The organism is Thalassoglobus neptunius (assembly GCF_007859735.1).
Classification (GTDB): Bacteria; Planctomycetota; Planctomycetia; order Planctomycetales; family Planctomycetaceae; genus Thalassoglobus; species Thalassoglobus neptunius.
The window spans coordinates 12,160-38,712 of the sequence record NZ_SIHI01000009.1 but is presented as its reverse complement, the minus strand read 5'-3'; the positions used below and the strand labels follow the sequence as shown (position 1 = coordinate 38,712).

The 26,553-nt window shown below is 52.5% G+C and carries 18 protein-coding genes and 1 tRNA gene; 12 read left to right on the top strand and 7 right to left on the bottom strand.

The genetic code is table 11. The features are described 5' to 3' along the window. The first annotated feature begins 124 nt into the window (after positions 1 to 124). The 3 genes from KOR42_RS15260 (at position 125) to KOR42_RS15250 (ending at position 5,782) form a co-directional block, all read left to right on the top strand. Positions 125 to 3,973 (top strand): secretin N-terminal domain-containing protein, encoded by a 3,849-nt coding sequence (locus KOR42_RS15260; protein ID WP_146510706.1) that lies wholly within the window; start codon positions 125 to 127, stop codon positions 3,971 to 3,973. A gap of 2 nt (positions 3,974 to 3,975) precedes the next feature. Then, positions 3,976 to 4,869, top strand: coding sequence for a hypothetical protein (locus KOR42_RS15255; RefSeq protein ID WP_146510705.1), 894 nt, complete (start codon positions 3,976 to 3,978; stop codon positions 4,867 to 4,869). A gap of 211 nt (positions 4,870 to 5,080) precedes the next feature. Next, complete coding sequence (locus KOR42_RS15250) at positions 5,081 to 5,782, top strand: BON domain-containing protein (protein ID WP_146510704.1); 702 nt, start codon at positions 5,081 to 5,083, stop codon at positions 5,780 to 5,782. A gap of 201 nt (positions 5,783 to 5,983) precedes the next feature. Here KOR42_RS15250 and ccsA read toward each other — a convergent pair whose 3' ends face one another. Further along, a complete protein-coding gene (ccsA, locus tag KOR42_RS15245; RefSeq protein ID WP_146510703.1) occupies positions 5,984 to 9,799 on the bottom strand; it encodes a cytochrome c biogenesis protein CcsA in 3,816 nt (1,271 codons plus the stop codon). A gap of 133 nt (positions 9,800 to 9,932) precedes the next feature. Further along, a complete protein-coding gene (locus KOR42_RS15240; protein ID WP_146510702.1) occupies positions 9,933 to 10,964 on the bottom strand; it encodes a hypothetical protein in 1,032 nt (343 codons plus the stop codon). A 471-nt stretch (positions 10,965 to 11,435) separates the two neighbouring features. Between KOR42_RS15240 and KOR42_RS15235 the strand changes: the two genes are divergently transcribed. Continuing rightward, positions 11,436 to 12,263, top strand: a complete 828-nt coding sequence (locus KOR42_RS15235) for a DUF1571 domain-containing protein (RefSeq protein WP_146510701.1) — start codon at positions 11,436 to 11,438, stop codon at positions 12,261 to 12,263. 204 nt (positions 12,264 to 12,467) lie between these two features. Here the strand turns inward: KOR42_RS15235 and KOR42_RS15230 are convergent, their stop codons facing one another. Then, positions 12,468 to 12,932 carry a hypothetical protein gene (locus tag KOR42_RS15230; protein WP_146510700.1) on the bottom strand — a complete coding sequence of 155 codons (465 nt, stop codon included), beginning with the start codon at positions 12,930 to 12,932 and terminating at the stop codon, positions 12,468 to 12,470. A 215-nt stretch (positions 12,933 to 13,147) separates the two neighbouring features. Between KOR42_RS15230 and KOR42_RS15225 the strand changes: the two genes are divergently transcribed. Further along, positions 13,148 to 13,221, top strand: a tRNA-Asp gene (locus KOR42_RS15225). 907 nt (positions 13,222 to 14,128) lie between these two features. On the opposite strand, the gene KOR42_RS15215 is transcribed toward KOR42_RS15225, so the two are convergent. Next, a complete protein-coding gene (locus KOR42_RS15215; protein ID WP_146510698.1) occupies positions 14,129 to 14,377 on the bottom strand; it encodes a hypothetical protein in 249 nt (82 codons plus the stop codon). A gap of 3 nt (positions 14,378 to 14,380) precedes the next feature. Further along, positions 14,381 to 14,719, bottom strand: a complete 339-nt coding sequence (locus KOR42_RS27880) for a DUF2513 domain-containing protein (RefSeq protein WP_390620889.1) — start codon at positions 14,717 to 14,719, stop codon at positions 14,381 to 14,383. Between the two features lie 82 nt (positions 14,720 to 14,801). On the opposite strand from KOR42_RS27880, the gene KOR42_RS15205 reads away from it, so the two are divergent. The 7 genes from KOR42_RS15205 to KOR42_RS15180 all read left to right on the top strand — a co-directional run bounded on the left by KOR42_RS15205 (position 14,802) and on the right by KOR42_RS15180 (position 21,604). Continuing rightward, complete coding sequence (locus KOR42_RS15205; RefSeq protein WP_197441221.1) at positions 14,802 to 16,214, top strand: transposase; 1,413 nt, start codon at positions 14,802 to 14,804, stop codon at positions 16,212 to 16,214. An 88-nt stretch (positions 16,215 to 16,302) separates the two neighbouring features. Next, positions 16,303 to 16,638 carry a hypothetical protein gene (locus tag KOR42_RS15200; protein WP_146510696.1) on the top strand — a complete coding sequence of 112 codons (336 nt, stop codon included), beginning with the start codon at positions 16,303 to 16,305 and terminating at the stop codon, positions 16,636 to 16,638. Between the two features lie 791 nt (positions 16,639 to 17,429). Beyond that, a complete protein-coding gene (locus KOR42_RS15195; protein ID WP_146510695.1) occupies positions 17,430 to 17,819 on the top strand; it encodes a GntR family transcriptional regulator in 390 nt (129 codons plus the stop codon). Further along, positions 17,812 to 18,750: an ABC transporter ATP-binding protein gene (locus tag KOR42_RS15190; protein ID WP_146510694.1), complete on the top strand. Its 939-nt coding sequence runs from the start codon at positions 17,812 to 17,814 to the stop codon at positions 18,748 to 18,750. Before KOR42_RS15195 ends, KOR42_RS15190 begins: the two co-directional genes overlap by 8 nt. Continuing rightward, positions 18,750 to 19,430: a hypothetical protein gene (locus tag KOR42_RS26695; RefSeq protein WP_197441220.1), complete on the top strand. Its 681-nt coding sequence runs from the start codon at positions 18,750 to 18,752 to the stop codon at positions 19,428 to 19,430. The genes KOR42_RS15190 and KOR42_RS26695 overlap by 1 nt, the downstream gene beginning before the upstream one ends. After that, positions 19,427 to 20,494 carry an alpha/beta hydrolase gene (locus KOR42_RS15185; RefSeq protein ID WP_197441219.1) on the top strand — a complete coding sequence of 356 codons (1,068 nt, stop codon included), beginning with the start codon at positions 19,427 to 19,429 and terminating at the stop codon, positions 20,492 to 20,494. Before KOR42_RS26695 ends, KOR42_RS15185 begins: the two co-directional genes overlap by 4 nt. Positions 20,495 to 21,007: 513 nt before the next feature. Then, on the top strand, positions 21,008 to 21,604 hold the full coding sequence (locus tag KOR42_RS15180; protein WP_146510692.1) for a PEP-CTERM sorting domain-containing protein: 597 nt from the start codon (positions 21,008 to 21,010) through the stop codon (positions 21,602 to 21,604). Between the two features lie 344 nt (positions 21,605 to 21,948). Here the strand turns inward: KOR42_RS15180 and KOR42_RS15175 are convergent, their stop codons facing one another. Together KOR42_RS15175 and KOR42_RS15170 are read right to left on the bottom strand one after the other, a co-directional pair. Continuing rightward, on the bottom strand, positions 21,949 to 25,410 hold the full coding sequence (locus KOR42_RS15175) for a protein kinase domain-containing protein (RefSeq protein ID WP_146510691.1): 3,462 nt from the start codon (positions 25,408 to 25,410) through the stop codon (positions 21,949 to 21,951). Continuing rightward, positions 25,407 to 26,054 (bottom strand): sigma-70 family RNA polymerase sigma factor, encoded by a 648-nt coding sequence (locus KOR42_RS15170; protein WP_197441218.1) that lies wholly within the window; start codon positions 26,052 to 26,054, stop codon positions 25,407 to 25,409. Before KOR42_RS15170 ends, KOR42_RS15175 begins: the two co-directional genes overlap by 4 nt. Between the last annotated feature and the right edge of the window lie 499 nt (positions 26,055 to 26,553).

The window sequence follows — 26,553 nt, the reverse complement described above, 5'->3', positions numbered from 1 at the left end:
AATTTCGACTCATTAAGCTGGGAAAACTTTACCGATAGTAACGGTTGTACGGATTCTCCTAATCCATGGGGATTGCGTGCCGCGCGGAAAGCTGAAATTCCATGAACGAATTGGAAGTCCCAAAATGCGATTGTTCGAAATGGTGACAAGACGTGGTTTCGTCGCTCCGGCAGTATGCTGTGTGATCGCCGCATCTTTGTGCCCGAACCAAGCGTCGGCCCAAGGCTTCTTCCGAAAAAAAGTCAAAACGACCAACGAAACTGTTGAAGCCGGTTGGGATACTGAAGCTTCCAAACGGAAATCAGTTCGTCTCAACTTTCTTACGACTCCGTGGGCAAAAGTCCTGAACGATGTCGCGAAAGAGACCGGATCGACACTCGTCATGCACGATGTCCCTCCCGGAAATTTCTCTCGTCACGACTGGAATCAGTATAACCGTGATGACGCCGTCAAGATCTTGAATCGGGAACTCGAACGGGTCGGATTCCGTATCCTGATTAAGGACCAGTTCCTGACAGTCATGTCGACTCGTCGCGGTCGATTGGAATACGAACGACCGATTTCCCCTTTGCCGGAAGAGCCAGGCACTCAAGCCGCTCAGACGACCGAAGCTGTCGCACCAACGCCTGAAAGCGAGCCACTGCAGGCACAGACAATTCCAACAACGACAGATGTTCCAGCTCCTGCCAAGAAACCGACGATCATTCAAACGGCCGGAGTGAATTCGAACTACCAGTTCACAACTGAAGTCCCTCGGCATCGCATGCTGCCTCCGGAAGTTCAAAATTCTCCCAAGGGCCAATCGATTCAGCCACTGGCTTACGATCAAGCTTCTCAGCCGGAATCTGAACAGGTCGAAGCGAACGAAACACGAACTTATCGTCCGCGTCATCGATCCCCCGTCGATATCGCCCGACAAATTCATAAAGCCTTTTCATCCCGATCAAAACTGGAAAACGCCGGTCCGAACGGGATGCCTGCTTTCGTCGTTTCCGATATCGCGGAAGACCAGGCTCCTGCCGACACACTCTTCGTTGTCGAAATCGACAGCGAGCAGCGACAACTTCTCGTCACCGCCACTGCACCTGTTCAGTCTGGCCTCAAGACGCTGATTCAAAGCCTCGACATTAATCCGATCGGGGCAGAATCGGTCCCAACTCTGATGGCTGGAAACGGATCGACTGCGGAAATTGCGGAACGCCTGAAACGCCCGATTTCGACAATCGCTTCAGCTCAACAAGCTGCGAAAGCGGCAAGCACGAACGAAAGAATGCTCGCACAAGCTGAGCAACCGGTTCCAGATCCGGCACCGCTCGGAGACCAGCCCGCGAACCCTGAAGACAGCGCGAGAATCATCGGTCGCGGCGGGTTGATGACTCTTTCAGGGAATCTGAAAGGTGATGTCACAATTGAAACCATTCCCGGGTTCGACCTCCTGATCATTCGCGGTAACGAAGGTGACATTGAAACCGTGATGGAAGTCATCTCGGAAATCGAACGAATGGCAGTGGGAAGTCTTCCTGAAATTCACCTTCTCAAGCTGGAACACGTTGACTCGCAATCGCTGGCCCAGTTGCTGAGCGATGTTTATGAACAACTCGCAGAACTTCGCAGCGACAGTGCTCAACAAAGTGCCGCAGCTGTGAACGTCATTCCGGTTGTCGTCCCGAACGCGGTTCTGATTCTGGCCCCCACAAATACGATGGAAGCCATTCTCGATCTCGCTGCTGAACTTGATCAACCCATTGATCCAACTCATGAAATTCAGGTGATTCGACTCGAATACGCAGTCGCGAACAGCGTTGTCGAAATCCTGAGCGACTTCTATCCGGACGAAGACCCCACAGGCCTCGGAACACGACTGAAAGTCGCAGCCGATCCGCGAACCAACTCGGTCGTTATTCAAGCTCGTCCTCGCGACTTGTCAGAGATTGAAGTCTTCATCAAAAAGTTGGATGCAGACGAAGCAGCTTCTATCAGTCAGATGAAAGTCATCCGATTGAAAAATGCCCTCGCGGATGAATTGGCTGAGTTCCTGACAGCCGCCTTCCGAAGCGTCACCGATCCTCAAGCATCAACAGTCGCTCAGTCATTCACTTCGCAGATTCAGGGAGCGACTGATCCGAAGTCCGTTGTGTTGGAGTTTCTTTCCGAAGACGGTGAGAAGCTGGCACGATCCGGACTCCTGGACAATATCGTCTTCAATGCAGAAACCCGAACGAACACATTGCAATACTCGGCTTCACCGCAGAGCATTCCAGTGATTGAGGAACTCGTTCGAATTCTGGATCAGCCCAGTAGCGCCGTCGCAGAAGTCAAATACTTTAAGCTTCAAAAAGCCGACGCCGTCAATGCTGTCGAATTGCTTAACGAACTCTTCCAGCAGGAAGAAACGACCAACCAGAATGATCAGGGACAACTCGGAGTCCAACTCGCAGGAGCGACGGACACAGCGAGTTCGCTGCTTCAGCTACGTTTCGTTGCGGACACTCGAACGAACAGCGTGATCGCAACCGGTGGTCCAGACGCATTGATCATCGCCGAAAACCTGTTGTACCGACTCGATGCGACCGATCCTCAGAACCGAACGACGCAGGTCATCAAACTCCTGAATGTTCCGGTTGCTGACGTCGCTTTGGCGATCAACGATTTCCTCCAATCACAACGTGACCTCGCAACCATCGATCCAGACCGCATCAGCACGAGCCAGTTGCTCGAACAGGAAGTGATTGTCACACCTGAACCGATCACCAACAGCGTGCTGATCAGTGCAACACCGGCCTACTTCAACGAAATCGAAGCGATGGTGCGAACTCTCGACGCAGAGTTCTCGCAGGTCTTGATTCAAGCGTTGCTCGTCGAAGTTCAGCTCGACAACACAGATGAATTCGGCGTGGAACTCGGATTCCAGGATCCGGTCCTCTTCGATCGAAGCATCATCGACGAACTCTTGACCGTTACGGAGACAATCTTTGACCCGAACGGAAACCCATCCGCCACGGTCACTCGTGTGATTTCCCAAAACGCATCCCCAGGGTTTGGCTTCAATAACCAGCCCATCGGAAGTAACCCGATCGGGAACCCGTCACGCGTCGGAGCACAGGGGCTCAGCAGCTTCGCACTTCAACGAACGAACAATGACCTCGGCTACGGTGGTCTCGTCCTCTCGGCAAGTTCCGACTCAGTGAGCGTTCTCATTCGTGCACTGGCAGCCCGTCGGCAGGTTCGAGTCCTCAGCCGACCACAAGTGCTCGCCCTGGACAACCAGACAGCGCAGATTCAGGTCGGCCAAGACGTTCCAGTTGTGAACGGTGTGAACCAGACAAACACCTCGACGTCACCGATCATCGTTCGTGAGAACGCGGGGATCATCCTCACAGTGCGTCCTCGAATCAGCCCCGGCGGACAAATTGTGATGGAAGTCGTCGCTGAGAAGAGTCAGTTCATCGACAACGGTGTTCCTGTCTTCACCGACATCAACACCGGAACCGTGATCACCTCGCCAATTAAGAACATTCAGACAGCACAAACAACTGTGAAAGTCCCCGACGGACAAACAGTTGTGCTCGGGGGAATGATCACCGATTCCGACGACATTCTCGAACGAAAGGTCCCGTGGCTCGGCGATCTTCCGATCATCGGAAACGCATTCCGATTCGATTCCCACACGACTGAACGTCGAGAGTTGATCATCTTCCTGACTCCGCGAATCGTCCACAACGACGCTGAATCAGAAATGTTCAAGCAGATCGAAGCACAACGTCTCCACTACTTCCAGGAAGAAGCGGAAGAGCTACACGGTCCGATCTTCGGAGTGCCAAACTCAATGACTGATCCAAACGCTCAGTACTACGAGGGAACTCCTCAACCAGCGGACATGTCTCCGATTCCGGAGAGCTCCCCGATTCCTCCATACGTCGAACCTCCAGCACCGCTGGAACCAGCCGTTCCTGCAACCGGGGAGACCAAGTGATCATGAGAACTCTCAAACCCAATTCCTGGTTTCTCAACAGGCAATCTTCATCTCGAAGTTCTCGGCTCAATCTGATCCTGTGCCTCCTGTTCCTTTTGACGAATTGCGGTTGCCATCAACTTTCTCTACTCGGGAAAGATGACGCGAAGAAGAAGAAAGCCCCGGAATCCGGAAAAGAACGGGTCGCAGAAGTGATCTGTGCCTGGGAGCCGGCCGAAGGTGTCGGTTTGAACGGGCTCCCATGCCGCGGTTTCGCGGGTCAAATCCTCTTCTTCGGAAACGACACATCTTCCCCGATCAAAGTGAACGGCGATGTGCGAATTTACGTGTTCGACGACCATGGATCAGAAGAGGAACGAGCCGAGCCGATTCATTATTTCGACTTCGAAGAAATGGCATTCCAGGGCCTGATGACAGAAACAAACCTTGGAATCGCCTACCAGCTCTTCGTGCCCTACACACGAAAAACAGTCCACGAGGCCAATTGCTCATTGCGAGTGATGGTCACCCCGAAAGACGGGGGAATGCCAGTCTACTCCAAAATGGCCACTCTTTACCTTCAGGGCCCCCCGCGTGACAAACGTCATACAAAGACGAAAACGGAGATTTCCAGCCCCATCCAGCAAGTCTCACACGTGACGACTGAGGCTGTGACTGAAGCCGATCGCCGCAGAAGCCCGGAAGCAGTTCGACACTTCGGCGGAACCATCGCTGGACATCAAGTGAATACGGCAGATCAACATCGAGACCGTTTGAAGTCGATCGCAGCCCAGGCTGTCTCCGGAGCATCGCCATCCACTGAGTCGGCAACTCCAGCGGTCCAGCAGCACGCACTTTCTCCAACAGAAGCTCCGAAATTACAACCGACGCAGCATCAGCACCCACTCGCCAACTGAACATTTGACCAGATTCATCAGCCAATAAAACCGTTGACGCACGACACCTCTCCGGAGAAAATATTCCGACTAAACCAGTCCAACTGCCCAGATCGTCTTTCAAGACAGCTGATCTGACAGAACTTCCGAAACCTCTGGTTGCATTCGGGGTTAATACTCGATGAGATAGTCAAAAGAGGCTTGTCGATACGGACTGCCCTGAGGAAATGTTATGCAGACACGGATACTCACACTCGCAACGGCTTTGATGATTCTGACGACGGCATCAAATGCCCAGGCACAATCACTCTTCGGTGGCGGGACTACGACTGGCGGAGGAACCACAGGCGGGACTGGCGGTTCCGCAGCCGGAGTGGGAAGAACCACTCAAGGTGGAGGTGGAACCACTTTCGCGGCACAAGGGGGATCACTCATTGATCCGGGACGTGCTGCTGGAGACATGGTTTTGAACACCGGAGACGGGAGCCTTTCCTCGATGGTCGGACAAAACGCCTTCACCGGATTCTCTTCGGATTCAGCCTTCATCGGTGGAAACACCGCTGCGAGCCAGTCCTTCACGAATAATCGTGCTCAATTCGGAGGGCTCCAAGGGCGAGGAAACACCGGAGGTGGCCAAAACGGAAGAGGTCAGGGGCAAACGGATCGAAAACCCGTTCGACCACAATATCGAATGGCATTTACGGCTCCAGCACTTCCAGTCCAGCAACTTGAATCTTCGCTGAAAAGCAGCTTGCTGGAACTTCCGCATCTCGCCTATTCAAACCGCACCGTCGAACTCTCAGTTGACGAAAACGGAGTCGCAACAATCTCCGGAACAGTCAACAGCGAACGCGAAATGAAGAGCGTGGAATCTTACGTTCGGATGGAACCCGGAGTTCGCAAAGTCGCCAACCAGCTGATCATTCAGCAGTAACACCTTCGCCATCGCGTTGGCGCAGTGACATTGGCACACGAAGCGGGCGCGTGCAGAGAAATCACAGGGCGAAATCGCACAGCTCGCTGATCGAGTAATAAAGAAATCGGGTCAGGTGTTCAAAACGAAACACCTGACCCGTTCTTATTTACAGATCGACCTCATTCTTCGGCATCACTCAGGGAGCGACCGCCCTTCTCATCAGGTCGTCGAGACTTCTTTCGGGTTGCTTCGCCACAAATTCAGTGGGGTGCACGCGATCATCGCAATGAACACCTGTGACAAGCAGAAGAGGATCAACCAGGCGAGTCGACCTTCTGTGAACCCGTAGCTGTGAAGTCCAACACTCAACTCATTGACGCCGAACCAGGACCAGCTCACAACCACATTCCCCAGAACGGTCAGCATCGCGAGTCCACGATCTTTGACCATTCCGCCCCAACGGGCATGAAGGACCAGTGCGTTCCACAGCACGATGATCAACGCCCCGTTCTCTTTCGGGTCCCAACCCCAGAAGCGTCCCCAGGAATCATCCGCCCAAAGTCCTCCCAGAACCGTTCCGACGAAGCTGAAGAACGTCGCGAAGCACAACACACCATACGTCATCCGTGCAAATTCCTTACTGACGTTCTTGTCGAGCCTCTTCGAAAACAACCCGGTAAAGACATACAACGCACCCAGGAACCCAGCGAGATAAGTCGTTGCGTATCCGAGAGTGATACAGACGACGTGAGTCGCCAACCAGAACTGAGTATCCAGAACAGCTTCAAGCACGACGAAGGTATCTCCATCGTTCGCTAAGCCGTCAGCAATTCGGAGCGAAAGGAATCCGCAGATCGCCGCAACGATGTTTCCGGCACCGAGCTTGGAAATTGATTCCAGAATCAAACTTCCCAGAACGACAGCCCAACCGATAAAGATGGCCGACGAATAAAGATTCGTCACCGGTGGCCGACCGGAAATACAAATCCGACCGATCAGGGCAGCTGTATGAATCAGGAACACGGTCACCAGCGTCCAGAATGCAGCACGCTGAAAGAACCCCGGCAGGAACAACCATCCCAAGGCAGCGAGAATCCCGGCGAACAGGTAAAGATTCGCCGATTGATAGAAAGCATCGAATCGGTTGTAGACCGCTTCAAACTCAGTCTTCTGCAAGAATGTCGGATCGGATTCTTGACGGGCATAGTCGCTCAGGAAGACCTGATAATCCTTCAACTGGTCATTGAAAGCGTCAACATCTTCGTCCTCATAAGCTTGGACCATCGAGACGAACAACTTCACCGCTGGCGGCTTGGTGTATTCGCTCGAATCCATCTCCACCAGTTCGTCATAGATTCGGTCAAAAATCTTCGCAGCTGTTAACGATTCCCATTCCGTCTGAAACGCTTCCTGCTCCGGACGGTCTTTCGCATTAAAATGCGTCGGAACCATGAGCGGAATCGGCGATTTATTAAATGCCTGGCTATGCAACCGATCGAACTCACGAAGTTTAAACCCGAGTTCAATCAACTGAGACTGCGTCGCGTCGCCAAGTTCCTTGTCTCGCATCAAATCAATAATCCGCCCTCCACCGGTTGTGAATTCGAGCAGGACGTATTCATCGACTTTGCGTGAAAGTTCAATAATCTTTCGCTCAAACCGAGTCCGTTCGTTTTGCGGAGTGTCAGAAACAGCAACTTCAAACTCCCGTGGCTGCTGTGGGTCGATCTCGGTCAGACCTTCCAACTCACGCAGAATCGTGAGGATTCCCATTTCTTTAATGCCATCGACCTTTGGGGACTTCAACAGCTCATTAAACGAGTACGTGAACTTCTCACGTTCTGGCAAACCAAGTGCTTCGATGACATCTTTGTTCTCAATCTTGAACACGCGAAGATCGCGGGCTGCCACTTCATTCGACATGACCTGCAGCAACCACTTCGTTGCGGAATGCTTTTCGCCGTCTTCGTCGCGATAGGTTTCGTAGTCGGAGAGACGAAGAAGCATATTTCGTGCGAACGAGTCAATGGGCATCGGCCGCCCCTTGTACCAGATCGGCAATTCACTGAACGACTCAACGTGCATCACGTCTGCCGATTCACGAGGTGCCCTTCCCAGCATCAACATGGAACTGAGAATCGAGAGGCAAATGACTCCCGTCATCGCCCAGCTGATCTTGTTTTGTTTTGGTGTCAGCTGCGCCCCGTATCCTCTGCTTGCCCCGGAACTGACGACTGTCGTTCTTGATCGACGATCAAGATATCTCAACAGAGTGAGCGAGAAGTGATACATCATCCCCACCCAGACAATCATGCAGGAGACATACGGCGTCATCCAGCCTGCATTGTCGACGACCTGCAGAGTCGTCATTTCCCGGCCGCCTTCCATCATCGCATAATTCGATTGATAGAACGTCTTGCCGGCGAACCGCATTGGGTTATTCATCCAGATGCGATGATCGAATTCCAGATCACGCGATGGATCTGTCACTGTGATGTAAGACGAATAATCCTTAACCTGCGATGTTCCCTTATAGTCGTTCTTCTGAACATCAGTCAGCTTGATTGAGAAGTCGTTGTAATATCTGACAAACCGCAGCGCGATTTCATAAGTCTTGCCGTCGACCGAAACCGATTGTGTTTCCCCGAAAGGCTCAGGAGAGAGGTCGAAGATCGACGAGACCATATAGACTCCAAGGTCCTCACCATCTTCTCCCTTTGTGCGAAGGCGGATATAAGCTGACGGCACATCCACCCGTCCGCCGGTGTCAGTTCCTTTGACATTATCAACCGGCGTAACAACCACATTCTTTCCAATCCCGGCTGTCGCAGGATTCTCCGGAATCTCTTCGTTCGGGCCAAACGAACGCAAACCTCGCACGTCTGAGTTGCGATAGAATTGCAACACTTCAACATCGAACGGTAAACGCTCATCTGTGATTGTTGTCTCAGGACGCAGAAGAGACGATGAGACCACCGTCATCTGATCTTCTTCAGGCGAACTGCCATCAATGATCGCCAGTTCGACGTCACGAATATCCCGACTGAAATTAACCGTGTCGCCTTCCACAATCGACATTTGACTTTCGATATGCTGCGTTCCAACGAGCACATCGTAAAACATCATTAAGCCAATCCCGGCGTGCAGCAGAACGACCCCGGCCCGCTTCTTAAACACCATGATGCAACCGGCCAACAGGAAGCACGAAGCAAGTGTTGCTTTCACTAGCTGATACAAGATTCGCATCGAGGCAGCATCCGAAGATTCCCACATCCCGATAAAGCCAGCAGTCAGAACGAGAAGCACGGTCGCAATAACGTTTAACCAGCGCTTCGCAAAGTCGCCGCCAGAAACAATCGCTCCATAAACCGTCACGCCACAACAACCGAACAGTGTTGTCAGCATCAGCAGGCGCAGAGATTCGTAAGAGATCAACGGCTTTGATTGAAGACCTTCAGGGCTGGAACCGCTCAAGATCACGAGGTAAGTGAACAGCGATCCGACGACGAGAACCCCGGAACCTGCAATCAGCCGTGTGCCTCGCGCTTGTACCTTAAATCGCAATGTATGGGCAGCCACAAGATTCATGGCCATCACCACACCGATGGTCCAACCCTTCGGAAACCAGAATCCCTTGCCAACCAGAAACTCAGGAGTTCCATCCGGCCAAACCGGAGCCATCCACCTTAAGTGGTCCGGAAAGACAGGCTGCGGCGGGAAGAACGCTTCCGGAAAGAACAGGCTGTAGTCGATTCTGACGAACAGCGAGCCCAGATTGACGAACGGGAATGTCGACGTGAAGAGACTTCCCATATCGACACGGAAGTACTCATTGATCACGTACCAGATGTCGTCGTGCACCTGGGCGAACGTTCCGGCCAGAACGATAAAGATACTGAGCAGGAATAACGTCACAGTGAGTTTCAGCGACGCCAGCGGAAGAAGCATTCTCCTCCACTGCACTGAGCCCCCCTGCCCGACCTCACTTTGATCTGAGGCCAGAGAGTCGAGATTGTCATCAATAGTCGAGGCCATGTCCGGCTCCGGAATCAAAAGTATTGTATAGCAATTAAACCGCCCATGCGGGGCGTTATTCACAAGCAGGGCTGAACAAAACCGGAAGCAGAAGCTGCGCAAATTTTTACAGATTCTGCTTCATGCGATCAGCCTATTCCTCTTCCTGGTCCAGTCGAACAGAATCCAGAAACTCCCGGAAACGTCCTTGTTCGGCTTTGACGACTTCCGTCGGACCCTGCATTTTGTAGAACCATTTCACACCACCCTTCTCTGCAATCGCAGCGAGGATGGACTCGGTTTCACCTTCAATCATCACAAGACGAGCGGGCATCCCGGCAATTTCCAACTCTTCCATGGCTTCATCAAGCTCAGCCTGTGTGATTGGTTCAAGCTTTACCTGTCCGCGCCAGCGATTGATGTTCGCGAGCCGATCGCCACCACCGGGAAGGCGAATCACGCTGACGTCTGCGGTCTCGTCAGAGCTTCCTGTTCGCAAGGAGACCAGTCGCATCGCGTTCCCCGCACTCTCTTCCCAATTCTCCGGCACATCATAGTCAACCTGAGAAGATGGACGGGACGGAGGAGTCACTGGTTGTGCCTGAGAAGCTTCGCGAGCCGGGGCAGCAAGTCCAAGGTCGGAGATGACTGCGACCAGCATCAAGGTGTCACCAAACTCTTCAGTCGTCCCGTTTAGCTGAACGACACTCATGACCTGATCACCTTTCTCAACGGTAATCAGCTCCTGATTTTGCGTCGCTTTCGCCACCCAGTTTGTTGCATCCAGCGGGGGAAGACTGACCTGTCTCCGCCAGCGATTGACGTTGCTCAACAGATAGCCTGGAAAGTCACTCGGAGGAGCGGGCAGTGCCGAGACCGTCACTTCGATCTCCGGATCAGAGTCCGAAACGGTCAGCGTCTTGAATCGAGGAGGAGGACCATCTTTGACGGTCCAACCCGCCGGAACTTCAAATTCGGGCTCTCCATCCGGAAACGTCGTCCCGCGCAGAAAACCAATGAAGGGTTCAAGATACGGAACAAGATCTTCCCGCGGCCCCATCAGCTTGAAAAACCAAACTTGATCGCCAGCTTTCGAAACCGTGGGCGGTTCTTTATCGAATTTGGCCACAGAATACTGACGAATGGGGTCTTCTCCGCCACATCCGACGAGAAGCACGCCAGCCATCAGGCAGATCAGTTGACTGAAGCGACGAAATTGCGGGCGACAACACTGCTGACACTTGGAATTCATAATAACCGCGAATGAAGGACGAGGAAGGGAAGTTTGGCAGGAAGAAGCGATAAAGTCATTTAACAGAAAGAGTTGCAACAAAACGGCAAGTCCGCCGCCTCGATGCGTTCTCTCTCAATGATTATAGGGAGGCTGATTTCAGAAAGTACACGAGCATCGATCAAGATTCCGTGATTCAACCTCCGATTCTCACCTTCAATAACCGTCTCTGCAATCGACACAATCGTCAAAAGCCGCAGTTCCAGATGAAATCGCCCGAGACGCTGGAATTCCGACACAAACGTCGATGCCTCCCCATCGCACCAGTCGATTCGATCCTTTGGACGCCAATTGCAACGGCTCACCACCCATCAATTTCACGGTGAGATCCCCGCTGCAAAATCACTCCAGGAGGAAATCCGCACTATGACTGGCATCAACTCGAACGACCGACGCGCCTTCCTCATCAAAACCATCGGCGGTGCTTTCGGGCTCGGAGCTGGAATCCTGGTCGGAAACCAGATCTTCGCTGACCCAACACGAATCGCCTCAAAAGTCGCAGACACCCCAGACTCTCACCCGCTCGCCCCAGCCCTGCAATTGGGGACCAAAGCACTTGAGTCACTCGACGGGGTCAAAGACTACACAGCCGACTTTACCAAGCGCGAATTGATTGGCCGAAAACTCCTCGATTCTCAGATCAAACTCAAACTCAGAGAAGATCCGTTCAGCGTCTATCTGAAAATCCTGAAACCCGTCGCAGGCCGGGAAGCCTTGTATGTCGCTGGACAACATGACGGCAAAATGAAAGCCCATGATGTCGGATTCGCCGGGCTGGCTGGGACTCTCTCACTCGACGTCGACGGCAGCTTCGCGATGTCCGAAAACCGCTACCCCATCACAATGGCGGGAATGAAAATCATGGCATCCAAGGTCCTCGAACAGTGGTTGAACGACCTGCAATACACCGACATCGACGTCAACTACTATCCAAATGCCCGGATCGGAAAAGTCTCCTGTAAGGCCATCGAAACGATCCACCGGCAGCATCCCAAAGACGTCAAGTTCCAGATGACTCGACTCTACGTGGAACAAGAACGAGGACTGCCGATCCGCGTCCAACAATACGAGTTCCCTGGAATTCGCCAGAAAAATCCAGTCCTCGCGGAAGACTACCTCTACAGCAATATCAAACTGAACGCCGGACTGACTGACAAAGACTTCAGCCTCACGAATCCGGAATACAACTTCTAACGCCTCGATTCACCTGGCGGGAAGCCGATCACACCTGCCAACCCGAAACAGAAAAGACCTGCCTGAAAATCTTCGGGCAGGTCTTTTTGTATTTCATCGATGAGCTGAGCCCAATATCCTCTCAGCAGGAAGAGGCGTTTGCCCCGTTAAAAACCACACTTCCGCAAAACCCGAAGTGCCGAAAACCCGCTGAAACGTCATGACCTAGTCGTCATCGTCATCGCTGTCGTCGTCGCTGTCATCCTCGAATTCGTCATCATCGTCACTGTCGTCGTCGCTCATTTCGACGTCGTCTTCAGTGGTTTCGACGACTTCGTCTTCAACCTCTTCGACCACTTCATCTTCAACAGCTTCCGAAACCGAGTCAGACAAACTCGCCTTAATTGGCTGAATGAAATAGAGCTTTTTGGTGCTTCGATTTCGCAGAGCTTCCAGCTTCTCTTCAGCTTTATCCCGCCGGTCGTACGCAAAACGCCCTTCCTCCTTGAGCGTTCCGCTGAACACACCCCAGAAGATTTTCTTTCGCTCGACAGCCTTCGCTTTTCGCTTGCGAGTGGTCGTTTTCTTGCGAGTGGCACGTTTCGCTTTGGTTGCCGTCTTTTTAGCTGTTTTTCCCAGCTTCTCGGCTGCTTCCGCTTCGATTCGTTTTTGGAGGCGTCTGGAGGCCATAGTTGTTCCGGAGAGTTGGTTGGACCACGGAAGATGCCAATTCCGCACCTTTACCGCAGTCAAGTCTGAACTTTTGCGAATCGCGAAGTGTCCCAAGTCAACATCAGGATGTCAATTGAGGGAATTATCGAGTTCCAAAAATGGTCTGACAAAATTGAAACTGGTTTGTTGACGATTTGTGAAGTGGCAATTACATTACCGCTCCAACTCAGCGAGGGGCCGTAGCTCAATTGGTTAGAGTGTCGGACTGTCGATCCGAAGGTTGCGGGTTCAAGTCCCGTCGGCCTCGCTACCCTCGCCGGGAGCTCCATCTGGAACTCCCGGCGTTTTTTGTTGTGTGAGATGAGATGATGCCTCACACCATGACCGACATGGATGTCCTTGCTCTCCGCTCTTACCAGGAGACACACCTTAATGGATTCATCAGGTCGCACCGGGCAGTTCAATCTTCGGGATAATCAGTCGAGCCCGGTTTTTGCTGCAACCGTCAACATTGCTATGGCACAAGCTAGTGCTGGCAAAAAAGAGTTCTGTGAAAACGCTCACACGTCCAACAAAGGCTGAGGACAATTGATAGTCCCCTAGCGGGGATAAGGTGGCCGGTACCAGAAATGGCCGGAAAGCGAGTATATCCGCTTAGGCCCACCTCGATTCCCGCTGGGCACTATCAGATCTGAGCTGAAGACAATTGATAGTCCCCCTGGGGGGGATTGAGGTGGCCGGTCGCCGTAAGGCCCGGAAAGCTTGTATTGAAGCTTAGGCCCACCTTCTTTCCCCCAGAGCACTATCAGTCACGGGCAACGGATTGTATATCCGTCGCCCATGGGCAGAAACTGGAACGGGACGAACTACGAATCTTCAACGCCGAATGTCGCATACGCCCCCCTCCAACATTCAAACCCACAGGCGAGGACCATGGCTTCTTTTCTGCTTCATCTTTGCGGGCACAACGGTACTCTGATCGGTGAATGCACCGTCGAGTCCGACTACCTTCCGAGAATCAATCAGACCCTCGACCTACGTGGATTTACAGAGCTCTCGATTCCTGAGGCAGATTGTGCCAATCCGGATGGCTTCATCGTGAGCAATGTTCACTTCGTCTCGAAAGGCGGGAAGTTCATCGCAGTTGTTAAAGCAGACTACCACGGCAAGCGGATCGAGGGTTGTGAAGCAATCAGACTCGCATCAGAAGAGAATTACGGTTCTTGGCCGCCGTTCGGGTGAAGACCGTCAACTTTCTGCAAGAGGGCCATCAGGGTCATTCGAATGTCACCCAGGAACTCTTCCTTGGGGTAGATCTTCGTATCTTCCTGTTCTTCCATCACATAGTCGATCCGGCGATAAAATTCGCACAACTCGCGAGCGAATTTCGCTCGCTGCGCAGCACAACTGAAGTCTCCCAACTTGCGCAAGTGTTTCGAGTCGATCTGGATGCCACGTGACATGAGTTATCCTCCACTGATTTTCGAAGTGACGATTTGTTTCAGCAACTGCCGGAGGACTTCCACAGAAGCGCTTCCCCCGATCGAGGCGATTTTATCTTTTGCTTCCTTCCAGCAATTGGGGTCGCGACAGAGACTTACGAATTCGTGACCCTCCCAGGTCAGCTCGCGGAAACTGGCACCCTCCTCCACGATCAAGACAACTTGCACGAATCCTGATTGTTCGAGGAGCCGGGCATGACCCTTTAGAGTCGCCACGTCATAGTCGGGAAAGGTGTCTCTGCAAACAGTGAGGAATTCGCACGCTGGCTGCAACTCAACGAGTAGCAACACATCCCGGATCAAATCTAGCAGCCCGTTGAAAAACTCGCATTGATGGGGGAGATGAATTATCTTTCAGCAGTTGGAGTTGATCAAGGAGGAAACGATGGCGTTGGGGCGACGGAAATCGGAAGTTCAGGGTGAGTTGTGGGTGGCAACTGTTGATGTGGCTCGTTCGCCGGGTCATGTCTTCTATGAACGGCTCAACACACTTCTCAGCGACGCGGGCTTTGATGAGTTCGTCGAGGAACTTTGCGAGCCGTACTATTCGAAATTGGGTCGACGTGGGATTCCACCGGGAACGTACATTCGGATGCTGTTCATCGGTTATTTCGAAGGGATTGATTCACAGCGAGGGATCGCCTGGCGCTGCCAGGATTCTTTGTCGCTACGAGAATTTCTCGGACTCAAGCTCACCGACTGTGTCCCGGACCACAGTTCGCTCACGCGGATTCGTGATCGACTCCCGGTCGAAGTCGTTCAGGAGGTGTTCGCCTTCGTGCTGCAGATGGCCAATGAGAAGAAACTCGTTTCGGCGGCACACGTCGGTGTGGATGCCACGTACCTGGAAGCCAACGCTGCGATGAAATCCATCGTTCGTCGCGATTCCGAAGACGACTGGAAGACATACGTTGTCAAGCTGATGAAAGAAGACGGAGTCATCGAAGAGGACGAAGAACCGACCGACAAACAGATCCGTCAGTTTGATAAAAAACGCAAAGGGAAGACGGTTTCCAACAAGGACTGGAAGAGCCCTGTCGATGACGATGCCCGCATTGTCAAAATGAAAGACCGCCGGACACGGCTCGGTTACAAAGCCGAACATGCTGTTGACCTGGAGAGCGAGATCATTCTCTCGGCCACGATTCAGGAAGGAACGAACCCGGACTCCCAAACGCTGCTGGACGCGGTGGCTGATGCTCAGGCGAACTTGATTCGCTCCGGCAGCGAGGCTGCGATTCAAGACGTTGCTGCCGACACCGGGTATCACGCCAACGATCAGATCACAGAGTGTGATCGCTTCGGCATTCGGACCTACATTCCTGAACCAGATTCTCCCCACCAGCGCAAATGGACAGACAAGAGCGAAGAGACCAAACAAGCGGTGCTGAACAATCGCCGTCGGGCGAAACGTGCCAAGAGCAAGCGAATGCAAAAGCAGCGAAGCGAGAAAATCGAACGGAGCTTTGCTCACATCTGCGAGACCGGCGGAGCCAGACGAACCTGGCTGCGAGGCATCGAGAAGATCAGCAAACGTTACTCACTGGTGGTCGCTGCGCACAACTTGGGCATCATATTGAGATCCATCTTCGGCAGCGGCAAACCACGAGAAGCTGCGGCACTTGGGCAAGGCCTCTTCACGCAGATGCTCCGAATCACACCCACAACTGTTCAAAGTCTCTCCCGAGCCATCGAAAGCAACTTCCGGCACTTCAAAACAAGCACGACCTCACTCAATGGCAACCAACCAAAACTCAGACTGCTACTCAGAAGTCCGCAATGTTCAACGGGCTGCTAGGCTCTGTCGGAAAAGGGGCTTTTCTGTTTGCAAAGTTCTGCGAACATGGAGGTTCGAAGGAACGTATTCAGCCAGGGAGGTCGGAACAATGGTGCGTCATCAGTTGACGGATACGCAATGGGAATTGATCGCGGATGTGTTTCCCCCACTGACGGCCGAACGCCAGACCGAAGAGTTCGTGAACGGCAAAGGGGTCGTCACCCGCTGGGAACGGACTCGTCGCAACAACCACTGGCTCGATGCCCTGTACAACGCCTGCGCAGCTGGTCACTACGTCGGTGCGAGACTGTTAGGCGACCAGAGCGCTCCGATCAAACGAACCCGCACGCTCAAACAGATCGCCGAACAGAAACAGGAGACCCGCCACTGGTTCGACGACCAACGCTGGCAGGAAATGATGAACAGAACGCTGGGGCGAGAGTGAGGTTCTCGTGAATTGTTTGGTCCAGCAATTTTGCAAGAAACCGAACTGACTCGAAAGACGGATTCACGGAGTGATTTCAGAACCGGGTAAGTGGTGTGCAGATTGAAAAGCTTGTTGCTCTTTTTTGAGGAAGAACCATTTTTCTCAATGAGGATTCCATGCGCAGGTTCCAGGATCGCCAAAAACCGTATCTCGCGTTCTGGACCACGCTGAAATGATTTCATCAGAGATCGAGGAACAACGCTGTACGGTGCACAAGACGGCCAATGTTCTGAACAATATGCTCAAGAACGTTCACCCCCCTTAGTAAAGTTTGGCCTCCATGAAAACCTGCAGGCGGTGACAATGGTCAAGCCAGCTGTGGGAAAGAAAATGCTTCAGAAAGCCATAGAACAGTTTTAAAGACTTGTGACTCGATCGAAACTTGGCATTCACGATCGTAGGTGAGTCCTTTCATCGAGTCACACGGGTTCGAAAATCGAGTCACAATGTTATTCCACCGTCCAGAATTGGGATCGGTGAGTCAGAGTTCGGTCGGCATGCGGTGTGCAGGTGCGGAGTAGGTTCCAAAATTCGCCCAAAATGCTGAGGTCAATTAGACCGAAGCGACTTGACGGAAACTGAAAGTGATGTCGGCTGATGCAACCAAGCGGAATCCATGAGTTGCCAAACTGCGTTCGGTGTGCGACGTATCTCAATCGCGTCGGCTAACTGGCTCGGGTACTTTTTGAGAAACAGGATTTTGCGGTCGCCGTAGTTGACATTGTGTCATAGTGTTGTATAACACCGGGATGATTGACACAAATAGCGACGTGCCGATTTACAAGCAGATCGCGGAGCGAATCCGTGCTGACATCGCAATCGGGATCTATCGGACCGGGGAAGGATTACCCTCGATTCGCAGCCTGGCGATCAAGTTAAAGGTCAACCAAAACACCGTCCATAAAGCATACGGAGAGCTTGAATCCGAAGGCCTGATTGTCCAGAGGCGAGGCTTGGGTATGTTCGTCGCCAAACGTGCCGGCGTCAGCGCCAAAGCGAGCGCTTTAAAGGCTGCTAAGGAGGAGTTGAATCGTGGGCTAGCATCGTGCATCGCGGCCGGGATGTCATCGAAGGAAATCGCTGCATTGCTGAAGGAGAGTCTTTCTGTCTTGGAAAAAGAGAGGCATTCTGGTGACTAATTCCAATGACTCAATGATCTGTCTGTCGAACATCAGCCGACGTTTCGGAAGCGTTTACGCTGTTGAGAACGTCTCCCTCGACGTTCCCCGTGGCGCGACGCTTGGACTGCTCGGGATGAATGGCGCCGGCAAGAGTACGACGTTGAGAATTCTGATGGGGCTCCTGAAGCCTCACGCGGGCTCTGTCACTATCGACGATAAGGATGTGGTCGCTGACGGGGCGGAGTTGCGAACACGCATAGGCTACGTTCCTGAACGGCCAACAGCCTACAGCTGGATGACTGTGGGCGAAGTGATGATGTTCTGCAAAAGACTACAGCCTCACTGGCACGACCAGACCGCTGATGAAATGTTGAAGTCGTTCCGATTGGATGCTGGAAAACGGATCAGCGCTCTCTCGAAAGGCATGGCAACCAAGTTGCATTTGCTTCTGGCATTATCGCATCGACCAACGACCCTGATTCTGGACGAACCACTGTCGGGACTTGACCCCGTCGTTCGAGACGAATTTCTAGAAGGTGCGTTAGCCGCAACCTGCGAGAGAGATTGCACGGTCGTTCTTTCGAGCCACCAGGTCGACGATGTTCAGCGGCTCGCCGATCGCGTCGCAATCATGCACGAGGGTCAAATGCTTTTGGATGGGGGAACAGAATCGATGCTTGAACGAGCGGCTCGTCTGCGGCTGGCGCTAGAAAACAACGATGTCGTAATTCCATCACTTCCCGGATTAATCCGCAACTTTCGCGAGCATCGTTCATGCACGCTAACGGTCAAACGATGTACCGACGAGATTCTTGCTGACATCAGATCGACCGCTGGAATCATTTCGGTCGAAAGGATTCGCTTATCGTTGGCAGATTTGTTCAAAGATATCGTGCTTGGAATCGAGCAACACCAGCCAACCACGGCTTCAATCAGTGGCAAAGTTTGATGCTAACGCTGTTTCGAAAAGATGTCCGGCTGAACCGACTTCCAATCGTCGTCTGCATCGTCCTGCTGCTGCTGCCCTATTTCGCTGCTGCATTCATGATGTATCGGGTGTACGCCCCCGAGTTGCCTTCGGCTGCAACCGTCGGCGATTACCTTGCGACGGCGGCGGTATTCGGGTTAATGCTCAATATTGTTGCGGGAGGAATCGCAGCCGGTAATAGCGTCGCCTGCGAGCGAATGGATGGTTCCGCTGTTTTTCTGGCGTGCCAACCGGTTTCGCGTCTTCAGTGTCTATCCTCGAAAGCAGCTCTCGTTGGGTTGCTCATCGGAGGTGTCTGGCTGGTCCATTGCAGTGTTTTCTACGTGATTGCACCTTCCCTGGACAAAGACTCCAGTCCGTATATGAATCTTGAGAACCCAGTTATATTTGCCGCGTCCGCGCTGGTCGTCGCTGTCGGTGCGGGTTGGCTGGCATCAATCCTGGGAAGAAATCCATCGATGGCAATATGCGCGGCGCTCGCTGCCGCGTTTCTTGTGCCCTGGCTGGTCTATATCGGGTCGTTCTGGCTCGCGATTGCTCCGGACGATGTCGTGCTTTTGATAAGAACGGTACAGTGGTCAGTTGGCGTGACGACAGTCGTTATCGGCTCGTGCGTCTATCTCAGGCGTGTCGAGCCATGATGAAGTTCGCGTGGTTCTCTTCATTTGTATTGCTCGCTATCGGGTGTTCGTCAGGTGAATCTGGGCTTTCTTCAGATCGGATCGACATCGGCAGCCATCGGCTTGAAGTTCGCGTAAGTGGAGACGCACAAGCATACCCGGCCGTTGTAATCGAGTCGGGATTGGGCGCAACGGTTGAGGAATGGTCCCGCGTTCAGGAACTGCTGTCACAGAAGACTCAAGTCATTTGTTACAACCGGGCAGGAATCGGAGGCTCACAGCCCGGAGCAGAACCCCGGGACGCATCGACAATCTCTCGAGAACTTCGTGAGCTCTTGCTGCGACTGCAGGTCGATCCACCGTTTGTAATTGTTGGGCATTCAATCGGCGGAATATACGTTCGCCAGTTCGCAGCCGAGCATCCAGACGAGGTCTGCGGAATCATCCTTCTCGATCCCACGATGGAGTTTCTGAAGCCGCTTTCCAGGAACCGCATTGAATCTCAATTACAGGAACGCTGGCCCCAAGATTACGGTCGCATTGAGTCGCTTCTGAACCGTATCCATCCGAGAATGTCGCTGATGGCTGGACAATCGATACTTGAACTGGAACCGTACTTCGAACGGGTCCCGATTGAACAGCGACAGCAGCAACGCGAAGTATGGCTGGATCTGGTCACGAAACGTGCTCGACAAATAGAGGGAATGCTGAGTGTGCTGGGTCGCGCCGAGTGTCAGGAGCTATTTGCATCGGCAGAATCGATGGATCTCGTCCGCGACAAAGCGATCGACGTTCCACTGCTGCTGCTTGCAGCTGGGAAAACAGGCAGTTCATCCGCTTCCGACAATCCAAGCGATAATGAAGCGATGACATCGGACTATTTCCTGTGGGCAAATGATCTTCGCATTGATCGATACACCAGCTTCGTCAACTCTCAGGCAAACGGACGCTTTAAAGTCGTTCCTGATGCCGGTCACAACATCCATCGCGACCGACCACGATATGTCGCCAAAGCTATAGAAAAAATGCTCGACACGGTAGCGAAGGAGATTGCCCACACAGAACGTGAAGTGCTGACCGACTGAGGCAACAATATGGAGTTCAGTCGGCGATTGACCAGTGACACACCGAAGCGAGCAGCCACCATGCATAACTCACTGAAGTTGGACAAACACGTGCGGCTTTGAGGTTCATTGAGTCTGCTGAGGAATCTCGCTGAAATTGAGACCTCTGCAACAATTGGCAAAGTCATAAGTAGCGTCGATTGATGCAACCGCCTCTTCGAAGAAACTGGCTCAATTCGCGGAGGTGGGACAGATTTAGATTGGAATCCAACCCAGAGAAAGTCCTTGATTTGCCCCACCTTGAATCAACCCGTTTTCCTTCGGTCAAGGAAATTAGCTTTGTCAATGAAAGACCCCCGTGGCCCATCGACATCGTCCTGCAACTTGAGAACCGGAAATCGAGAATCAAGATGCCGTGTGCAATTTCCGCAAATTCGGAGTTTTTTTGAAAACAGCTGTGAATGCGGGGAGTTGGCGCGCGTGTCCAAAAGTGGAATCTCCCCCTACCACTTTGATTTTCAAAAGGAAGTTTTGATGCGTTTTGCAACGTTTTGTTTGGGGTCTGCACTTCTGATGACCCTTTCGTCAACTGCTTCGGCAGCCATGATTACCCAAGTCGACCAACAGGCCACGGCCACTGATGGCGGAAGTCGTGCTGGCAGCGACACTCTTAACATCGGGACCGGTCAGTCTTTTACACCGACGCTCACAACGGTCGACGCAGCGACGTTCAGATTGGCACATCGGCAAGGAACCTCCTCAACCGTCCGTCTGGATCTCTTTGACGGGGCAGGCTTTGGTGGGGCACTACTTTCCTCATCGGACGATGTGACTTTTTCCAATTTTGATTTCGAGGACATTCACTTCGACATCTATTCCCCGCTGACTCCTGGGAACGTTTACACGTTTCGCCTGACTCTCGTTGCGGGAGATGAATATTCGTATCAGACCGGTCTAGATCCATACTCCGGGGGTCAACTTTACTTCTCAAGCGGAAACGCTGCTGCTGGAAGAGATTTGGTCTTTGCCGAAGGTGTGGTCCCCGAACCATCGAGCATGATTCTGCTGGGTTCCGGTGTACTGGGCATTGGATTGCTTGCCCGCCGGCGACGAAGAAAAACGATTGTTTGATCGTTCGACTTCGTGGTTGAATGAATAACTCTACCCGCTTGGTGTGGTGAACGGTGAGCGGTCTTTGAATCGCTCGCCGTTTTCATCGTCACGCATTGTGAGCAAGAGGACCAAAATGCCACGCAAACCGATCCCAATGACGACAATTCACCAGTCGTTCTTCGCTTCTGACGGTCCAAAAAACACTTTCGTCGGACGAAATGCTCCCCCGGTTTTGGGGCGATCAACTGTGGAAGCGGTTCGGATGGCGAAGGCGATGCATTTGACGACAGAGGTTTCAGGGAGGATTGACTCTCCCAGGGTGATCGGATGAATTTACGTCTCGGCAACAGATTCGCCTTACCTCACTCTTGAAGGTAACCATCTTCAACTTCGTACCCACGAGACGCATCCCAGATCACGACGTTCCCCTCGCTCGATGTGACAATCATTCGGGCGTCATGATGCCAACACGGGGACCGAAGTCTCCCGATTCCGGCGAACTCGGAAAACGTTTCCTCTCCCGACACAGGATCCCAAAGCTTGACCGTCCCACGAACACTGGTCGAAAGAATGCGACGATCTTCTGGTCCCCATTGGACGGAGGAGAGTAGATCGTTGTGTCCGATCAGTTCCTGCTCAAGTTCTCCCGTCGAAACGTTCCAGATGTGGACGTTTGGGTCGTCAGCAATCGTCGCGAGACGGTTTCCATCGGCGCTCCAGGCGAGATGACGGACGGCACCCGATGAATCATTGAATGACGACTTGAGCACTCCTTCAGTAGTAAAAATGTCAACTCGCGCCTGACTCCCTCCAACGGCGATTAATGATCCGTCGAGGTTGTACGCGATCGACAAGACACGAGATTCCGGCGTCACGATCTCGTCGATCTGGTTGGACAATGATGAGTCCCAGATCTCCACACGATCCGCGACCCCGAATGCGACTCGATCTCCATGTGGTGACCAGGCAAGTGATCTGACTTGCTGATCCAATGTTGTTGAAGCCATCATTTCCTTTGAATCCATGTCCCACAACTCGACCTCGCCCCTCTGTGAGACCGCAAGTAGGTGATTCCTCGTGGGGTGAAACTGAACGAGACTCAGCCGTCGAAACTCACTCGGTAGCGCTGTGATCCGTTGACCGGTCGCTGAGTCCCAGGTTTCAAGTTGTCCCGAGCCGGTTGCGATGCAGAATTGGCTTGCATCGTGATTGAGGTCCATTGACATGATCGCTTCTGTTGGGCTGACCTCGACGACTCGATGACTCGTTGCCGCCTCGGGATTCCAAATTTTGACGAGATTATCATCTCCCGCGGTCGCCAGCATGTCACCGGATGGTGACCACTCGACAGCGAAGACATGCTTCGTGTGTCCCAAAATCTTGCGAAGTTCCTCGCCTGTTTCGGTATTCCACAAGCGTGTCGTTCCATCCCACCCACACGACGCAAGACGGACACCGTCGACATGCCAATCGATTGAGGCGATGCCGTGCGTGTGTCCCCGCAGTGTCGTCATCAAATTGCCAAATGCCTCGGGAGGAGTCTTCGAACGATCAAATCCCAATTGATAAACGAGAATCGACGCATCGCGACTCGCTGTCGCCAAGTGTCCGCGACGGGTCGGACTGAACTGCGCAGACTTTGAAAACGCACGGTGATCGTTGAAGGTGAGAAGCGGTTTGTCACCTGGAACTTGCTCAATCATGTTCCAGACTTCGACCCGTTGCTCATTCGGAGTTGCCAGAAACCAACCATTGGGGTTCCATCCGATTTCGGTGGTGTAGAGGCCGACTCTTGACAATCCAATCGTTCGTTGCAGGCTCCAATCGTCGACGCGATAGATCTGGACTTCTGCCGGTTCTTCTCTACTTTTGTCTTTGAACAGGCAGGCGAGGTGATAGTCCAGCGGTGACCACTCGACACTGAAGACTCGGCGACCTGCTCCTGCGCGATGGACTTCTTCGTTGGAATCCGTATTCCAGACGACAAAACCATCATCTCCGCCCGCTGAAAAGTAATCTCCGCTGGGAGACCAGGCGATGGAATAAACCTCCGCAAACCCTGTTTCAATCAGTAAGACTTGCGAGTGTGACTCCACATCCCACAACCTGACGGTCCCGTCCAAACTCGCCGACGCAATTGTCCTCCCATCCGGACTCCAGGCGACACAGCGAATTGCATCTTCATGACCAGCCAGACTGAATTCCTCTTCATGACATAGCGACTGAATAAAATACCACTCCCAGTCTCTCAGGTCTCTTTCTCCTGGTTGTGGACGCCATTGTTCCAGCAATCGTTGCGTCCGGACGAGCCCTCGATGTTCATTCAAGGACTGCCGAGCTGTCCCCATGTGTGAATGGTAAAGAATCCGGCGCGTCTTTTGTTCCTGTTCGACAGCAACCGCTCGAGCAACTTCCAGCCGTTGTCCTTTTTCAATCGCATCTTCGAGAGCAGCTTGGTTCTGTTTGAACAGCTTCAGATTACGCTCGGCGAGTCCGTCTTTTTCCTGTACAAGTCCAGCCTGGATTTCGGACTGTTTCTGAAAATAAATTGCTGAGGCCACACCACCGACAGCTAGCAAAAACAGCAAACAGACAGTCACTGCTGTTGATGCAGCCAGCAGCTGGTTTCGACGAGCCCAACGCACCAATCTTTCAATAGCCGTCGAGCGTCGAGCGAGAATCGGCACGTCGTGGAGAAAACGATCGAGATCATCCGCGAGTTGACCTGCTGATTGGTATCGATCCTGTGGGTCACGCTGGATTGCCTTTTCAACGATCGTAGCGAGGTCGCGAGGAATCTTCGCATTCAAACTCTCGATTCGCGGAATTTCGGCTTCTGTGACTTTCTTGATCAGTTTGTGGCGGTCGGATTCCTGAAACGCGGCTTTGAGCGTCAACAACTCATAGAGAGTAATCCCGAGAGAATAGATATCACTGAGCGCGTCCGACTCACCGATGAATGCTTCCGGCGGCATATACCGAATCGTTCCCAGAATATCTCCTGAGTGAGTGATGTTGTGGTGGTCTTCAGCTTTCGCGAGACCAAAATCAGTAATCCACACAACCCCACGGTAGTCGAGAAGCAAATTTCCCGGCTTGATATCGCGATGCGTGACACCTTGCTCATGCGAATACTGTAGGGCGTCTGCGATCTGAAATCCGATTCTGGCGATTCGTTTCCAATAAGATGATTCCGGTGACGAACTCGAACCACTTCCAGTCTTCACATAAGAATTGTTCACCGAACTCTGATCGGAGTGATAAATCGATCCGCTGCCTTGCTCCTTCTCAAGGCACTGCAATTCATCAATAACCAAGTCCAGACTCTGCCCATTAATGTACTGCATGACATAGAAGTCGAGTCCTTCATCCGTGCCAATACCAAACACCGGAACGATGTTTGTGTGATGCAGCCGTGCCGCCGCTCGGGCTTCGCGTTCGAATCGTAACCGCTGTTTCTCATTGAGTTGAGAATGTCGTCTCAGGATTTTGAGTGCAACCTGACGCCCTAATGAGATTTGTTGGGCCTCATAAACGATTCCCATTCCTCCACGACCGACTTCCCGAACAATCTCGAAGTCGCCAAATTTTTGCCCGACGAATGAATTCTCCCACGAATCGTGGCCCACAATCCCCGAAGAATCCGATGCCTTGGATCGCTCCATAACCATCAGCATCGGCAAGACTTCACGAAGCGCCTCAGCATAGTCCGGATGAACCGAGACAAATTCCTCCACCGATGGATCTTGCCCCGCTTGCATTTGTTGCACAAATTCGTCGACAAGCTGACCGATTGGATCGAGTTGTTCGTCGGCGTGGGTCATCCCAACAAACTCTCGATTCCACCGGGCATTCGTTCGAAAACCTGCCTGAGACGCTTCAATGCGCGGACATACCGATTGCAAGCAGCTGTCGGCGAGATGCCGAGCGCAAGTGCCGACTCGGAATTGGAGAGTTCTTCAAAATGTCTCAAGACGAGCATTTCGCGATCATTCTCATCCATCGTATTCAACGCGTCCTGGACTTTGATTTTCACTTCAGCCTTCATTGCTGCCTGACTGACCGTCGAGAGACGACCCATCAAATGCTCAGCCAACGTGATCGACGCAACCGAAGGAACGCCGCCGATGTGAAGTGAAACTTCTTGTCCAACGTCGCGCATCTTGACACCCAGGTGATGTCGATGCACATCAATGAGTTTCTGACCGACTTCCAGGCGAAACCACAAAAACAGAGGCAAGTCCCGCTTCTTTAGATAGCCCGAAAACTTCTGTTGGAGGTTCACATAGGCATCTTGGACGACATCCCCAGAATCAACGCGTCGTTGCAATCGCCTGTCGAGCCGTAATTCGACCATCCGCTGCAAACGTGGTTTGTACAATTCGAAAAGTTCAGCCAATGCTGACTGATCGCCGGATTCAGCCGCTTCAGCAAGTTGTTCGTACTGTATTGATTGATTTGAGAACAATGAGAACTCGGATATTTAGTGAGTATTGCTGGTTCTGAGGGCGTCCGAGCGGAGTCACTGCAGGGCTGCACCAATGGTAGTATCTCGCAAAACCAAAGTCTTCGACTCTAGAATCTGATCCGATTTTTCGAGGTCAAGCAAAACTGCGTCAAATTCAACTTAGGCCAGTTGAGCCGAAAGGCAATCAGATCAATAACGATTACCCTGCGTTATAAGGAATTTGTGAGCAGGCCAAACCTGCGAAATCACCTATCCTGTGACTCATACGAATTAGGAAAATTCGCCCGTTGATTACTTCGCCGGACGTTTCAATCAACACATCCAGCGTGGTGATGCATGGACTTGAGAGAACACTCATTGATTGAACGTACGCGAGCGAATCAATCGGAATTCAACCACAATCAGCCCCGCTGTCGTCAAAATGAATCTCGAACGCGACATGAAGGATGGAGAACGCAAGGCTCAAACATGCATCTGACTCGCAAAAGAAACGTCTGTC

What these genes read in the sequence shown, in the direction of transcription:
- KOR42_RS15260 (WP_146510706.1), top strand. Translation starts at nt 125, where the DNA reads ATGCGATTGTTCGAAATGGTGACAAGACGTGGTTTCGTCGCTCCGGCA.
- KOR42_RS15255 (WP_146510705.1), top strand. Translation starts at nt 3,976, where the DNA reads ATGAGAACTCTCAAACCCAATTCCTGGTTTCTCAACAGGCAATCTTCA.
- KOR42_RS15250 (WP_146510704.1), top strand. Translation starts at nt 5,081, where the DNA reads ATGCAGACACGGATACTCACACTCGCAACGGCTTTGATGATTCTGACG.
- ccsA (WP_146510703.1), bottom strand. Translation starts at nt 9,799, where the DNA reads ATGGCCTCGACTATTGATGACAATCTCGACTCTCTGGCCTCAGATCAA.
- KOR42_RS15240 (WP_146510702.1), bottom strand. Translation starts at nt 10,964, where the DNA reads ATGGCTGGCGTGCTTCTCGTCGGATGTGGCGGAGAAGACCCCATTCGT.
- KOR42_RS15235 (WP_146510701.1), top strand. Translation starts at nt 11,436, where the DNA reads ATGACTGGCATCAACTCGAACGACCGACGCGCCTTCCTCATCAAAACC.
- KOR42_RS15230 (WP_146510700.1), bottom strand. Translation starts at nt 12,932, where the DNA reads ATGGCCTCCAGACGCCTCCAAAAACGAATCGAAGCGGAAGCAGCCGAG.
- KOR42_RS15215 (WP_146510698.1), bottom strand. Translation starts at nt 14,377, where the DNA reads ATGTCACGTGGCATCCAGATCGACTCGAAACACTTGCGCAAGTTGGGA.
- KOR42_RS15205 (WP_197441221.1), top strand. Translation starts at nt 14,802, where the DNA reads ATGGCGTTGGGGCGACGGAAATCGGAAGTTCAGGGTGAGTTGTGGGTG.
- KOR42_RS15200 (WP_146510696.1), top strand. Translation starts at nt 16,303, where the DNA reads ATGGTGCGTCATCAGTTGACGGATACGCAATGGGAATTGATCGCGGAT.
- KOR42_RS15195 (WP_146510695.1), top strand. Translation starts at nt 17,430, where the DNA reads ATGATTGACACAAATAGCGACGTGCCGATTTACAAGCAGATCGCGGAG.
- KOR42_RS26695 (WP_197441220.1), top strand. Translation starts at nt 18,750, where the DNA reads ATGCTAACGCTGTTTCGAAAAGATGTCCGGCTGAACCGACTTCCAATC.
- KOR42_RS15185 (WP_197441219.1), top strand. Translation starts at nt 19,427, where the DNA reads ATGATGAAGTTCGCGTGGTTCTCTTCATTTGTATTGCTCGCTATCGGG.
- KOR42_RS15180 (WP_146510692.1), top strand. Translation starts at nt 21,008, where the DNA reads ATGCGTTTTGCAACGTTTTGTTTGGGGTCTGCACTTCTGATGACCCTT.
- KOR42_RS15175 (WP_146510691.1), bottom strand. Translation starts at nt 25,410, where the DNA reads ATGACCCACGCCGACGAACAACTCGATCCAATCGGTCAGCTTGTCGAC.